Origin of the sequence: Nocardia aurantiaca (assembly GCF_009708175.1) — a bacterium.
GTDB classification, from domain to species: domain Bacteria; phylum Actinomycetota; class Actinomycetes; order Mycobacteriales; family Mycobacteriaceae; genus Nocardia; species Nocardia aurantiaca.
Window position 1 is genome coordinate 299641 of the sequence record NZ_WMBB01000008.1, and the last position, 13904, is coordinate 313544.

The 13904-nt window shown below is 68.8% G+C and carries 11 protein-coding genes; 7 read left to right on the plus strand and 4 right to left on the minus strand.

Annotated features, from left to right (window positions below):
* Nucleotides 1-10 precede the first annotated feature (10 nt).
* The 3 genes from GLP40_RS19100 (at nucleotide 11) to GLP40_RS19110 (ending at nucleotide 2467) form a co-directional block, all read left to right on the plus strand.
* Nucleotides 11-1225 carry an O-succinylhomoserine sulfhydrylase gene (locus GLP40_RS19100; protein WP_154789268.1) on the plus strand — a complete coding sequence of 405 codons (1215 nt, stop codon included), beginning with the start codon at nucleotides 11-13 and terminating at the stop codon, nucleotides 1223-1225.
* Nucleotides 1226-1367: 142 nt separating this feature from the next.
* Nucleotides 1368-2009 (plus strand): type 1 glutamine amidotransferase family protein, encoded by a 642-nt coding sequence (locus GLP40_RS19105; RefSeq protein ID WP_154789269.1) that lies wholly within the window; start codon nucleotides 1368-1370, stop codon nucleotides 2007-2009.
* Entirely contained in the window at nucleotides 2006-2467 is a 462-nt protein-coding gene (locus GLP40_RS19110) for a MarR family winged helix-turn-helix transcriptional regulator (RefSeq protein ID WP_154789270.1), read from the plus strand. Before GLP40_RS19105 ends, GLP40_RS19110 begins: the two co-directional genes overlap by 4 nt.
* On the opposite strand, the gene GLP40_RS19115 is transcribed toward GLP40_RS19110, so the two are convergent.
* A complete protein-coding gene (locus GLP40_RS19115; RefSeq protein WP_154789405.1) occupies nucleotides 2468-3226 on the minus strand; it encodes an HAD-IIA family hydrolase in 759 nt (252 codons plus the stop codon).
* Between the two features lie 386 nt (nucleotides 3227-3612).
* Here GLP40_RS19115 and fgd point away from each other — a divergent pair, with 386 nt between their 5' ends.
* From fgd to GLP40_RS19130, 3 genes are all read left to right on the plus strand, one after another.
* Nucleotides 3613-4620 carry a glucose-6-phosphate dehydrogenase (coenzyme-F420) gene (gene fgd, locus GLP40_RS19120; protein WP_328290370.1) on the plus strand — a complete coding sequence of 336 codons (1008 nt, stop codon included), beginning with the start codon at nucleotides 3613-3615 and terminating at the stop codon, nucleotides 4618-4620.
* Between the two features lie 136 nt (nucleotides 4621-4756).
* Nucleotides 4757-6838, plus strand: coding sequence for a phosphate acetyltransferase (gene pta / locus GLP40_RS19125; RefSeq protein ID WP_154789272.1), 2082 nt, complete (start codon nucleotides 4757-4759; stop codon nucleotides 6836-6838).
* Complete coding sequence (locus tag GLP40_RS19130) at nucleotides 6835-8031, plus strand: acetate kinase (RefSeq protein ID WP_328290371.1); 1197 nt, start codon at nucleotides 6835-6837, stop codon at nucleotides 8029-8031. The genes pta and GLP40_RS19130 overlap by 4 nt, the downstream gene beginning before the upstream one ends.
* A gap of 261 nt (nucleotides 8032-8292) precedes the next feature.
* Here GLP40_RS19130 and GLP40_RS19135 read toward each other — a convergent pair whose 3' ends face one another.
* The 3 genes from GLP40_RS19135 to GLP40_RS19145 are packed head-to-tail and all read right to left on the minus strand — an operon-like array spanning nucleotide 8293 to nucleotide 13072.
* The gene (locus GLP40_RS19135) at nucleotides 8293-10755 is read right to left on the minus strand and encodes a serine/threonine-protein kinase (protein ID WP_230329697.1); all 2463 of its coding nucleotides are present in this window, start codon (nucleotides 10753-10755) and stop codon (nucleotides 8293-8295) included.
* A 2-nt stretch (nucleotides 10756-10757) separates the two neighbouring features.
* On the minus strand, nucleotides 10758-11744 hold the full coding sequence (locus tag GLP40_RS19140) for a glutamate ABC transporter substrate-binding protein (RefSeq protein ID WP_154789273.1): 987 nt from the start codon (nucleotides 11742-11744) through the stop codon (nucleotides 10758-10760).
* Complete coding sequence (locus tag GLP40_RS19145) at nucleotides 11741-13072, minus strand: hypothetical protein (protein WP_154789274.1); 1332 nt, start codon at nucleotides 13070-13072, stop codon at nucleotides 11741-11743. Before GLP40_RS19145 ends, GLP40_RS19140 begins: the two co-directional genes overlap by 4 nt.
* A gap of 156 nt (nucleotides 13073-13228) precedes the next feature.
* Between GLP40_RS19145 and GLP40_RS19150 the strand changes: the two genes are divergently transcribed.
* Nucleotides 13229-13903: an NUDIX domain-containing protein gene (locus GLP40_RS19150; RefSeq protein WP_154789275.1), complete on the plus strand. Its 675-nt coding sequence runs from the start codon at nucleotides 13229-13231 to the stop codon at nucleotides 13901-13903.
* Nucleotide 13904 lies beyond the last annotated feature (1 nt).

Below are 13904 nucleotides of genomic sequence, written 5' to 3' on the forward strand. Positions count from 1 at the left end.
GGAGGAAATCATGATCACCGGTGGCTCTTTCGACAAGCCGCTCCCCGAAGGCGTCGGCCCCGCCACCCAGGCGGTGCGCGGCGGCACTCGGCGTTCCGGGTTCGACGAGACCTCCGAGGCGTTGTTCCTCAATTCGGGTTTCGTCTATGAGAGCGCCGAGGCGGCCGAGGCGTCCTTCACCGGTGATATCGAGCACTTCGTCTACTCCCGCTACGGCAATCCGACGGTGTCGATGTTCGAGGAGCGGCTACGCCTGATCGACGGCGCGCAGGCCTGTTTCGCCACCGCCTCCGGCATGTCGGCGGTGTTCACCGCGTTGGGCGCGCTGCTCGGCGCGGGTGACCGCCTGGTCGCGGCACGCAGCCTGTTCGGCTCGTGTTTCGTGGTGGCCAATGAGATCCTGCCGCGCTGGGGCGTGGAGACGGTCTTCGTCGACGGCGAGGACCTGGACCAGTGGGAGCAGGCGTTGTCGGTGCCCACCCGGGCCGTCTTCTTCGAGACACCGTCCAACCCGATGCAGACCCTGGTGGATGTGCGCGCGGTATCCGATCTCGCCCATGCCGCGGGCGCGAAGGTGGTGCTGGACAACGTCTTCGCCACCCCGCTGCTGCAGCGCGGCTTCGATCTGGGCGCGGACATCACCGTGTACTCGGGCACCAAGCACATCGACGGCCAGGGCCGGGTGCTCGGCGGCGCCATCCTCGGCCCGAAGGAGTACATCGACGGCCCGGTGAAGACGCTCATGCGTCACACCGGTCCGGCGCTGAGCCCCTTCAATGCGTGGACCCTGCTCAAGGGTCTGGAGACCATGCCGGTGCGCCTGCGTCAGTCGGTGGATTCCGCGCTGCGCATCGCCCAGTTCCTGGAGTCGCATCCGGCGGTGGCCTGGGCGAAGTACCCATTCCTGGCCTCGCACCCGCAGTACGAACTGGCCCAGCGCCAGATGTCCGGCGGCGGCACGGTGATCACCTTCGAGCTGAAGGCTGCCGAGAACGAGGCCAAGAAGCGGGCCTTCGAGGTGCTCAACCGCCTGCGCATCATCGACATCTCCAACAACCTCGGCGATGCCAAGACGCTGATCACCCATCCGGCCACCACGACCCACCGGGCGATGGGGCCGGAAGGCCGTGCGGCCGTGGGCATCACCGATGGCGTGGTCCGCATCTCCATCGGTCTCGAGGACGTCGAGGACCTGCTCAACGATCTCGACCAGGCTTTGAGCTGACCTGAAGTTCAGCCGAAAGGGCCGCAACCCCAATGGGTTCCGGCCCTTTCGGCGTATTCGGGCGGATGACGGGTTCAGCGGAAGCCCGATCGCTATCGCGTCATCATTGACAGCATGCTGTCAATGATGACAGCATGCTGTCATGCTGAAGACAGTTCACCTGGCCGTGTACGACACCTTCTCGGACTGGGAGGCCGGGCATGCAACCGCGCACATCAACCGTGCCCTCTGGCACCGCGAGCCGGGAACCTGGCAGGTCAAGACCGTCGCCATCAGCGCCGAGCCGATCACGTCGATGGGTGGCATGCGGGTCCTGCCCGATCTCGCCCTCGAGGATCTGAAGCCCGCGGACAGCGCCATGCTGATCCTGCCGGGCTTGGATACCGAGCATCATCCCGAGGCGTTGGCCGCCTTCGCGCGCAAGGCTCGGGAGTTCCTGGCGGCCGGGGTGCCGGTGGCGGCGATCTGCGGCGCGACCTTCGGGCTGGCGCAGGAAGGGTTGCTGGACGATCGGCGGCACACCAGCAACGCCGCCGAATACCTCGGCTACACCGGATATTCGGGTGGTGAGCACTTCGTCGAGGCACCGGCCGCGACCGACGGCGACCTGATCACGGCGACCGGTACCCGCCCGGTCGACTTCGCTCGCGAGATCTTCGCTCGCCTCGACATCTACGAGCCGCACGTGCTGGATGCCTGGTACCGACTCTACGGAAACAATGATCCCGCAGGCTTTTACGCCTTGCTCGAGTACGAGCAGCAGCGCGCCGCGGCTACGCGATGACCCGGACCGCGCAAGATCTGTTCGCCACCGCGGCCGTCACCTCGTTCAAGTTGAACGGCCAATTCCTCGCGATCGCAGAGAAATTGGCCAAGCCGTCGGGGATCACGGTGGCGTGGTGGCAGGTGCTCGGCGCGATTCTCCACAAACCGTTACCGGTGGCGGGCATCGCCCGCGAGATGGGCATCACCCGTCAAAGCGTGCAGCGCATCGCGGATTTGCTGGCGGACAAGGGTTTCGTCGAATATCGCCCGAACCCCGTCCATCGCCGCGCCAAGCTCGTCGCCATTACCGAATCGGGTCACGCGGCGGTTCGCGAGATCGATCCACAGCACGCGGCAATGGCGGAACGTCTTGTGGCGCATCTCGGCGTCGATGAACTCGCCCGCATCGTGGACGCGCTGACGACCCTGTCGGCCACCCTCGACGCACTCGAGGGCGACGCGACCGATACCGCCTGACTAGGCCGCGAACGGGTCCTTGGTCTTGCCGACCAGGGCGGCGACCGAGGACAGGATGGTGGTCGGGCGGTACGGGAACTGCTCGACCAGGGCCGGGGTGGAGATGCCGGTGGTGACCAGGATGGTCCGCATCCCGGCCTCCAGGCCCGCGATGACGTCGGTGTCCATGCGGTCGCCGATCATCACGGTGGACTGGGAGTGCGCGCCGAGGCGGCGCAGCGCCGAGCGCATCATCAGCGGATTGGGCTTGCCGACGTAGTAGGGCGTCTTGCCGGTGGCCTGGGTGATGAGGGCCGCGACGGATCCGGTGGCCGGGAGGATGCCCTCGCGCGAGGGGCCGGTGGCGTCCGGATTGGTGGCGATGAAGCGCGCGCCCGCCGCGATGAGGCGGATGGCCTTGGTGATGGCTTCGAAGGAGTAGGTGCGGGTTTCGCCGAGCACCACGTAGTCCGGATCGGAATCGGTGAGGATGTAACCGATTTCGTGCAGCGCGGTGGTGAGGCCGGATTCGCCGACCACGTAGGCGGTGCCCTCGGGCCGCTGATCCTTGAGGAAGGTCGCGGTGGCCAGCGCGGAGGTCCAGATGGACTCGGCGGGGATGTCCAGGCCGGTGTGCTGGAGCCGCGCCGCGAGATCGCGCGCGGTGTAGATGCTGTTGTTCGTCAAGACGAGGAACGGGATGTTGTTCTCGCGCAGTTCGGCGAGGAACTCGTCGGCGCCGGGCACCATGTGGTTCTCGTGCACCAGGACACCGTCCATGTCAGTGAGATAGGAGAGGATCGGTTCTGCGCTCGAGTCGGTCACGTGCCAGAGTCTATTTGCCTCCGCTTCGCTCCGGCTGTGCGCTGCCCTCGTGACCCCGATTCTTCCCTTCCCCATGGCGCCGTTCGCTCCCTCGCTCCAAGCGCGGGGAGGCGGAGCGGCAGTCCGGAACCGGGGCGGGTCGCGGACATTTTCGCGGTTCCCCGCGGCGGAATACCGGCAAAGGGCGCGCGGTTCGATCCTGTGGCGTGACCCCTGCCTCACCGCTGTACGCCTTTGCGACCTAGGGTGCGAGGTAAGCCCGTTCGCGCCGCACGGCGCGACGGTCGAGCGGGAGGTTGGCCCGCACAGCCCAAGCGCAGCAAGGCGACAGGAGTGCCCAGGTGAAGGACCTCAAGCTCGGTTACAAGGCGTCCGCGGAACAGTTCGGCCCGCGGGAACTGGTGGAGCTGGCGGTGGAGGCGGAGGCGCACGGCCTCGACAGCGCCACCGTCTCCGACCATTTCCAGCCCTGGCGGCACAATGGCGGGCACGCCCCGTTCTCGCTGGCCTTTCTGGCCGCGGTGGGCGAGCGCACCAAGCGCATTCAGCTGGGCACCTCGGTGCTCACCCCGACCTTCCGCTACAACCCCGCGGTCATCGCGCAGGCCTTCGCCACCATGGGCTGCCTGTACCCGGATCGCATCATGCTCGGTGTCGGCTCTGGCGAGGCGCTGAACGAGATCGCCACCGGCTACCAGGGCGAATGGCCGGAATTCAAGGAGCGCTTCGCGCGCCTGCGCGAGTCGGTGGATCTCATGCGCGCGCTGTGGACCGGTGAGCGGGTCGACTTCGACGGCCAGTACTACAAGACCGTCGGCGCCTCCATCTACGACGTGCCCAAGGGCGGCATCCCGGTCTACATCGCCGCGGGCGGTCCGTTGGTGGCCCGCTACGCCGGTCGCGCCGGTGACGGTTTCATCTGCACCTCCGGCAAGGGCATGGACCTCTATACCGAGAAGCTCATGCCCGCCGTGGCGGAGGGCGCGGCCAAGGCCGATCGCACCGTCGACGACATCGACCGCATGATCGAGATCAAGATCTCCTACGACACCGATCCCGTTCTGGCACTGGAGAACACCCGCTTCTGGGCCCCGCTCTCGCTGACCGCGGAGCAGAAGCACTCCATCACCGATCCCATCGAGATGGAGGCCGCCGCCGACGCGCTGCCGATCGAGCAGATCGCCAAGCGCTGGATCGTGGCCAGCGATCCGGACCAGGCGGTCGAGCAGATCAAGCCCTACCTCGACGCGGGCCTGAACCACCTGGTCTTCCACGCCCCCGGCCACGACCAGCGCCGCTTCCTGGACCTGTTCCAACGCGATCTGGCGCCCCGCCTGCGCGCGCTCTGAGGTGTCGCGCGCCACACCCGATCGAGCGTCGACCGGGGACGGGCCATCCCTGCCGAAAGCCCGTCCCCGAGCGTCCGGGGTCGTGTTACCGGGTAGGCGCGGAAATCTGCCCATAACGGTCGGTAGTCTTTCGCTCATGGCTGCCACACCGGTTTCCAGTGTGTACATCGCGTCCCCCGAGGGTGACACCGGCAAATCGACGGTGGCGCTCGGTGTCCTCCAAGCCCTTGCGGCCAGCACCCCGCGAGTGGGCGTGTTCCGGCCGATCACCCGATCCGCGACCGGGCGCGACTACGTTCTCGAGCTGCTGCTCGAGCACTCCACCTCCGATATCGACTACGACCAGGCCATCGGCGTCACCTACGAACAGGTGCACCAGGATCCGGACGCGGCGATCAGCGAGATCGTCATGCGGTACCACGCGGTCGCCAAGCAGTGCGACGCCGTGCTCATCGTCGGCTCGGACTACACCGATGTCGCCGGTCCCAGCGAACTGCGCTACAACGCCCGCATCGCGGTGAACCTGGGCGCGCCCGTGCTGCTGGTGGTGCGGGGAATGGGCCGCACCCCTGACGAATTGGGCCAGCTGGTGGAGCTGTGCCGCAGTGAACTGGTGGCCGAGCACGCCAAGCTGGTGGCGGTGATCGCCAACCGCTGCGAGCCTGCGCGGCTCGAGGGCGACGCCGCCGCCCTGAAGCGAGTGTGCGCGGTGCCGTCCTGGACGCTGCCGGAGGTGCCGCTGCTGCAGGCCCCCACCATGGAGGAGCTGCGCGAGGCCATCGGCGGCGAACTCTTCAGCGGCGACCCGGAACTCATGCAGCGCGAGGCGCTGGATGTGATCGTCGGCGGCATGACCGCCGAGCACATTCTGGAACGCCTGACCGACGGCGCCGCCGTCATCACCCCCGGCGACCGCTCCGACGTACTGCTCGCCCTGGTGAACGCCCATGAGGCGGAAGGCTTTCCCTCGTTGGCCGGGATCATCATGAACGGCGGCATACTGCCGGAGCCGTCCATCGCCCGGCTGATGGGGGGTCTCAAGCCCAAGCTGCCGATCCTCGCCACCGACCTCGGCACCTTCGAGACCGCCAAGGCCGCCGCTCTCACCCGCGGCCGGGTATCGCTGTCCAGCATCCGTAAGGTGGATACCGCGCTCGCCCTCATGGAGCAGCGGGTCGATCCGCGAGAACTGCTGCAGCAGATCGAGATCCCCATCCCGAACATCACCACCCCGCAGATGTTCGAATACCAGCTCATCGAGCGTGCCCGCAGCGACCGCAAGCGCATCGTGCTGCCGGAGGGCGATGACGACCGCATTTTGCGCGCCGCCGGCCGGGTGCTCCAGCGCAAGATCGCCGACCTCACGATTCTCGGCGACGAGGCCGCCGTGCGCGGCCGCGCCGCCGAACTCGGCGTGGACATCGAGGCCGCCGAGGTGCTCGACCCCCAGACCTGCGCGCTGCGCGACGAATTCGCCGAGGAATATGCCCGCCTGCGCGCCCACAAGGGCATGTCGGTGGATCGCGCTCGTGAATTCATCGGCGACATCTCGTATTTCGGCACCATGATGGTGCACATGGGCGTCGCCGACGGCATGGTGTCGGGCGCGGCCCACACCACCGCGCACACCATCCGCCCGTCCTTCGAGATCATCAAGACCGAGCCGGGCGTGTCCACGGTGTCCAGCGTCTTCCTCATGTGCCTGGCCGACCGGGTGCTGGTCTACGGAGACTGCGCCGTGGTGCCGGATCCGACCTCGGATCAGCTGGCCGACATCGCCATCTCCTCCGCGCGCACCGCCGCCCAGTTCGGCATCGACCCGCGTGTGGCCATGCTCTCCTACTCCACCGGTGAATCGGGCTCCGGCGCGGATGTCGACAAGGTCCGCGCCGCCACCAAGCTGGTGCATGAGCGCGTGCCGGAGTTGTTGGTAGAGGGCCCGATTCAGTACGACGCCGCGATCGAACCCGCGGTGGCCAAGACCAAGCTGCCGAATTCCGCTGTGGCCGGCCAGGCGACGGTCTTCATCTTCCCCGACCTCAATACCGGCAACAACACCTACAAGGCGGTGCAGCGCAGCGCCGGGGCCGTCGCCATCGGCCCCGTGCTGCAGGGCCTGCGCAAGCCGGTCAACGACCTGTCGCGGGGCGCCCTGGTGGCCGACATCGTGAACACCGTCGCGATCACCGCGATTCAGGCTCAGCAGGAGGCGTCGTGAAGGTTCTGGTGATCAACTCCGGATCCTCGTCCATCAAATACCAGCTGCTCGATCCGGAGACCGCCGACGTGTGCGCCCACGGCATCGTGCAGCGCATCGGCGAGGCCGTCGAACCGGACGCGGTGACCGTCGAACACACCGCGGGGGAGAAGACTCTCGAATACCAGGGCTCCATCGTCGATCACGCCCAGGGCCTGCACGTGGTGTTCGACCTGTTCATCGCCAGCGGCCAGGATCTGGCGCACGCCGATCTGGCCGCGGTCGGGCACCGGGTGGTGCACGGCGGCGGGGTTTTCTACCGGCCGACGCTCATCACCGACGAGGTGCTGCGGGCCATCGTCGATCTGTCCTCCCTTGCGCCGCTGCACAATCCGCCGAATGTCATCGGGATCGAATCGGCCCGCGCGCTGCTGCCGGACGTGCCGCAGGTCGCGGTGTTCGACACCGCCTTCTTTCACAATCTGCCCGCCGCGGCCAAGACGTACGCCATCGACCCGGAGATCGCCGCGGCGCACGGTGTTCGCAAGTACGGTTTCCACGGCACCTCGCACGACTACGTGTCCGGCCAGGCCGCCGCCTTCCTCGGTCGGGACCGGGCCGATCTCAATCAGATCGTGCTGCACCTGGGCAACGGCGCGTCGGCCTCGGCCATCCGGGCCGGGCAGGCGGTGGACACGTCCATGGGGCTGACCCCGCTGGAGGGCCTGGTCATGGGAACCCGGTCCGGGGACCTGGATCCGGGGATCATCTTCCACCTCATCCGCACCGCGGGCATGGATGTGGACGATGTGGACGTCCTGCTCAACCGGAACTCCGGGATCAAGGGCATCTCCGGCGTGAACGACTTCCGTGAGCTGGGCCGCCTCATCGAAACCGGGCATCCGACAGCGAAATTGGCGTTCGACGTCTACATCCACCGGCTGCGCCGCTATGTCGGCGCGTACATGATCGAGCTGGGGACGGTGGACGTCGTCACGTTCACGGCCGGGGTGGGCGAGAACGACGCCAAGGTGCGCGCCGAGGCGCTGGCGGGCTTGGAGCGCTACGGCATTCGCATCGATGCCGACCGCAATAACGCCAAGGATCGCACCGCCCGGCGCATTTCGACCGACGACTCGGAGGTCTCGGTGCTCGTGGTGCCCACCAATGAGGAACTGGCCATCGCTCGGGCCGCCGCCGACCTGGTCGGCTGAGCATCGCGCACGGACACGAGCTCGGGGTTTCGAGGGCTCGCCCGAGACCTCTCACCAGCGTTACGGGCTTCACGAAAACATCATGATGGGCCTGGCATGGTGGTCATCGGATCCGGTTCCTCCGGACCACCGGAACCCGTGTCGCACCACGCACAACCGCGGTAGGGACCGAACTTCCCTCGCCGGTCCCGTGGTGTGCAGGCTGCCCCTGTGACCGCCGCGGGCGACACGGGACTCATCCGGTTCGGCGGCGGGCGGTGCTCAGAACCAGGACTTGGCGCGCACCGCGTTGGCCAGATCGACCAGGGCGTAGCGGTGGGTGCGTTCGGGCGCGGACCGGGCCAGGGCGCGCAGGCCGGTCTCGATGCCACGCCGCAGATCCCGCTCGGTGAACGGCGACCCGAACAGCGTGGAACTGGCCGACTTCGGCTGATTCCCCGCCTGCACCCAGCCCAGCGCGACACCCAGGGTGAGAATCCGCAGTTGCGCCGTGCGCCCCTCGCCCGGCGGCAGATCCTGCACCCGCGCCGCCGCCACCTGGAGCGTCGACTGGTCGAGTTCGGCCGCGGGCGCGCGGGTCAGCAGCATGAGGATGGCCGTCATGCGAGCCTCCGCGTAATGCCGTGAGGCGGGCGGCACCTGATCCAGCGCGTGCACGGCTGCCGTGATCTTCCCGGCGGCGGCGAGCTGGCGGGCCAGGCCGAAGGCCGCGCTCACCACGCCGCGGTCGGTGCGCCATACGGTGGCATAGTAGTTCTCCGCGTAGGCCCGCCACTGCTCCGGATCCTGCGAATCCCAGTGCTGGAGAATGAGTTCCGCGGTGGCGGCCAGCGCCAGTTTGGGTGCGATCTCGCCGGGCAGCGCCTCCAGCGCGGCGTCGAAGCGGGCGAAGGCGCGCTCGTACTCCAGCTCCAGCAGCTCGGTCAGGCCGAGATACCAGTCGATGCGCCAGTCCGGGGCGGGCGGCAGCGGCTCGTCGGTGAGCCGGGCCAGCAGCATGCGCGCCGCGGCGGGCTCGTTCAGGTCCAGATGTGCGCGAGCCTGCGCCAGGGTCACCTCCAGCTCGAAAGTGTCCGGCGCGCCGCCGGGTTCGGCCGCAGCCCGCTGGCGGGCGTGCCGCAGTTCGTCGAGGGCGTGCCGGGGTTCGGGATGCGCGGCCCCGGCCAACAGCGGCGCGGACGGATCGCCCGGATCGATGATGGGCACCGGCAGGGCCGCCACCACTTCGCCGGGCCGCAACAGGGTGCCGCGGGCGATGCCGTCGATGATGCCGTCGGTCTGCGCGATGAGCTCGGCGGTGCCGAAACTGGTGCGCGGCGGGCTGAACAGTGTGGACAGCTGCGGATGCTCATTGCCGGTCTCGCCGGCCAGGATCTCCCGCAGCACGCCGGTGAGCTGGGCGGCCAGCAGCCGAGCGGACGGGAAGCGCCGGTCGGGATCCGGATGGGTGGCGCGCAGCAGCAGCCGGTAGAGGAACTCGTGCCGAGCCAGTACGGGCTGGTCCTTCGGATCCGGGATGCCGTCGACGTACGCGCCCCGCTCCATCGGCAGGTGCAGGGTGAGCACGGCCAGCGTGCGGCCCACGGTGTAGATGTCCGAGGCCACCGTCGGCCCGGTGTGCGCGATCTCGGGGGCCTGGAATCCCCTGGTGCCGTATAGGTTTCCGTACGCTTCGAACTGGCTGACCGCACCCAGGTCGATGAGCTCCACCCGATCGGTGGTGATCATGATGTTGTCGGGCTTGAGATCGTTGTAGGCCAGCCCCACCGAATGCAGATAGTCCAGGGCCGGAAGGATTTCCAGCAGATAGGCGATGGCCTCGGCGACCGGCATGCGGTTGGGCGCGTGGGTGTCGAGCAGATCGCGCAGCGAGTGCCCGCCCACGTATTCCATGACGATATAGCCGATGGGCGTCCCGTCCGAGCCGGGGTGCTCCACGAAGTTGTGGATCTTCACGATGCTGGGGTGGACCACTTCGGCCAGGAACTGCCGCTCCGCCAGTGCGACCGCCTGCGCCTCCGCGTCACCGGCGTGCAACAGGCCCTTGAGCACCACCCAGCGATCGCTCACATTTCGGTCGATGGCCAGGTAGATCCAGCCCAGCCCGCCGTGTGCGATACAGCCCTGGATCTCGTACTGGCCGGCCACCCGGTCGCCCGGATGCAGTGAGGGCCGGAAATCGTATGGCGCGCCGCAGGTGTGGCAGATGCCCGCGGTGGTGGACGGCTGGGTCGACGTGCCCCGGCCGACCGGCTTGCCGCAGCGCCAGCAGAACCGCCGCCCCTCGGCGACCATCGGATCCTCGAGCACCGCGGCCTCCGGATCCACCGGCTCGACCGCTGGGATCGGCACCAGACCGGCTCCCAGCCGCCGCACCACCGGTCGTGGGCGGGTCATGCGCGCCGTGCGCTGCGAGGGCCGGGTGGGCGAGCGCGGCTCGCCCTCGGCACGCGAAACACTCTGTGCTACAGGGTTTTTCGGCCCCCCATCGGCAACGCCCGGTCCGGTCCGGTCCGGTCGCGGTGTCATTTCGGTCCGCTGGGCCGGCTCGATGCGCGGTGTCGTCACCGTGCGCTGCGTGGGCTCGGGTCCCGTGGATTCCCCACGCTCACCGGCGGGTTCGGGCCGCGCCGTCACCTCGGTCCGCGCCGGCCAGAACGGACCCATGGTCATCTCGGTCCGCGCCACCGCCCGCGTCCCCTCGGGGTCTTCCGGTGTGGTCATCGTCAGTCCTGATACCTCGGGGGCGGCGGAATGGCGGCGTCGCCGAGTTCGGCGACCAGCCAGCGGCGGTAGAGCCGGTTCCAGGTGCCGTCGGTGCGAATGCGTTCCAGCGTGCCGTTGACGAAGCGGACCAGATCGTCCGCGCCCTTGGAGATGCCGATGCCGTATTGCTCGGTGCTCAGATCGGGCCCGACCACCTCGGTGGCCGGATCCTGTTCGGCCAGCCCGGCCAGCACGGTGTCGTCGGTGCTGACCGCGTCCACCTGCCGCTGCTGCAGCACCACCAGGCAGTCTGCCCAGCTCGGCACGGTGAGGATGGACGCCGCGGGCTGCTCACGCCGGATCAGGTCCAGGGAGGTGGTGCCGCTGACCACGCACAGCCGCTTGCCCGCCAGGTCGGCGAGCCCGCCGATGCCGGAGTTGCGCACGGCCAGCACCCGCTGATGCGCTTGCAGATACGAGGTGGAGAAGGTGACCGTCTGCCGCCGTGCGCAATTGATGGTCATGGTCTTCACCACGACATCCACGGTGTGCTCCTGCAGTGCGCGCTCGCGGTCGGCGGATCCGAGGATTCGGAACTCCAGCGCGGCCGGATCGCCCAGCAGATCCCGGGCCAACTCGCGGGCGATGTCAACGTCGAATCCGGTCAGGGTGCCGCTGGTCGGATCCCGGAAGCTGAACAGATTGCTGCCCGGGTCCAGCCCGACCAGCAGCCGTCCCCGCGCCCGGATGGCGTCGATGTCGGGTCCGCGCTTGGTGCCCTTGGGGCGCAGGCTCGCGGTGGGGTCCCCGCAGTCGGCCACCTCCGGGGGCGGCGCGGTCTGGGTCTGTGCCGCAACGGCTCCCGAGGGCAGCGGCGGCTCGACATAGCTCGGCACCCGGGTCGAGGGCGCGGGCGGCGGGGGAGTGTTGTCGCCGCAGGCCGCGGTGCAGGCCACGGTCGCGGCCAGGGCCGCCAGGGTGAGGGTGCGGATCGGTCTTCGGGTCATCGGTACTCCCGCAGACGCGGCCAGAGCCCGACCGCGATCAGCACGGCCGCCGCGGTGCTCAGCACCAGCGCGCCGGGCCCGAGCAGGTCCAGGGCGCGGGCGGCGTGAGAGGTGTCGGCGCGCAACATGTTCCGGGTGTCGGCGATACCGTCGCCGAGCGCGCGGTCGAGGGCGTCGGTTTGGGCGGTGGCCTCGTTGGCGCCGGGCCCGGTGGCCACCGCGGCCGCACCGATGAAGTCGCCCTTGGACAACGCGTCGTTCATGCGCTGGTGGGCGGCCCGCCAGCGGTCCAGGGCGGCCGTCGCGGTCTTCACATCGTTCGCGCCGGGCGCGTCGGTTCGATAGCCGGACAGGATGTTTCGCAATGTGTCGATGGCCTGGTCGTAGGCTCGGTCGTAGTCCGCGCTGGTGTCGCGGCGCACCAGCTTGAGGGTTTCGGCGGTACGCGCCTGCTGGGCCAGGATGCGGCTCTCGGTGAGCCCGGCGGCCGGAATGCTGCCCCGGTCGCGAGCGTGGGCGGTGTCCACGGCGGAGATGAAGCCCGCGATGACCATCCAGGCCAGCAGCACCACCATGGTGCCGGTGGCGAGCAGCAGACCGAGATTGAGCACCCGGTGCCAGCGCCGGGACAGGAACAACTGCGCCGCGATCAGCGCCGCCACCGCCAGCAGTGGCAGCAGGATGGCCGGCCACGGCGGCCGCACGTGATTGCGCTGGGTGGCGGTGATGGCGGCGGACCGGTGCTCCTGCAATTCCTGGGCCATCGGCAGCAGCGTCCCCTGCATGAGGTTGGACGCCTCGCTCAGATACGCCGCACCGACCGGTTGCCCGCCGCGATTGTCGGCGCGCGCGGTCTCGATGATGCCGGTGTACACGGGCAGTCCGGTCGCGATGCCGCTGCGCAGATGCGTATCCGTGTCCCCGTCACTGCGATTGGATTGCGTCACCAGTTCCGCGGCGGCCTCGCCGACGGCTTGGTTGTACCGGTCGCGCACCGGCTTCGGTTCCAGCCCACCGGAAATGAAGGCGGCGCTCGCCGACGCGTCGGCCACCGACAGCGAAGTGTAGAGCCGCTGCGCCGAATAGGCGTCCGGCTCCGACTCGTCCAGTAGGACGTCGAGGGCGTGTTGCCGGTTGGTCACCGCGGTGGCGGTCACGATCCCGGCCGCCGCGCACAGGCTCAGCAAGATCAGCCCGATGGCGATCAGCTTGGCCGGTGACGACTGGGCGAAGGTGCGCAGTTCGGTGGTCGCGAAGCGTTCACGCCAGGCGGCCGCGGCCGCGCGGGGGGACAGCTCCTCGAGCCTCAATTCCTCGGCGCGAGCCATCCTCACCTCCCACTGCCCGAAATCGAACGGCCGACTTGTCACTGCCGGATGAGCTTATTGTGGACGTACCTCCGCCGTGACGCGGGAATCCCCGCGGTGTGATCCGCTGTGCGGGAAGCGTGCACGGTGGCGTGATCGGACGATGGGATTGCGAAGATGCGTGGTGATGGTGACGGTTGGGCGGAAAGTCCGGATGGCAGCCGCCAGTGGGGTCTTTTCGGCGCTGCCGGACTGTTGCTGCGCGCCCCGCTGACCGGCGGCGGTTCCGCGGTGCTGTTGCATCACCGGGCCGCGTGGACCCATCAGGGCGGCACCTGGGCGCTGCCCGGCGGCGCCCGCGACTCGCACGAGACCAGCGTCCACGCCGCCGTCCGCGAGGCCGAAGAGGAGGCGGGCATCGCCCCCGGTTCGATTCGGGTGCGCGGCTCCCGGGTCACCGCGACGGCCCCGAGTGGCTGGACCTACACCACGGTCATCGCCGATGCCGCCGATCAACTGCGCACCCGCGGCAACGCGGAGAGCCAGGATCTGGTCTGGGTGCCCGAGGACGAGGTCGAGGACCGGCCGCTGCATCCCGGTTTCGCAGCCGCCTGGCCTACCCTGCGAGCCACGCCCACGCTCATCGATCTGGACGGAATCGCCGATATGGGCGCGGTGGCGGCCGCGTTGCCGCGCACTCTGGATCTGGTCGGCCACGGATTCCTCTGGCTGCATTCGCACGGTGACCGCACCGGCCGTACGGCCCGCATCGGCGCACCCGAATCACATGCGGAACAATCTGATTTGGCCGGAAATGTGTTGTTCCTCACTCTGGATCAGGTGTTGTCTTGAG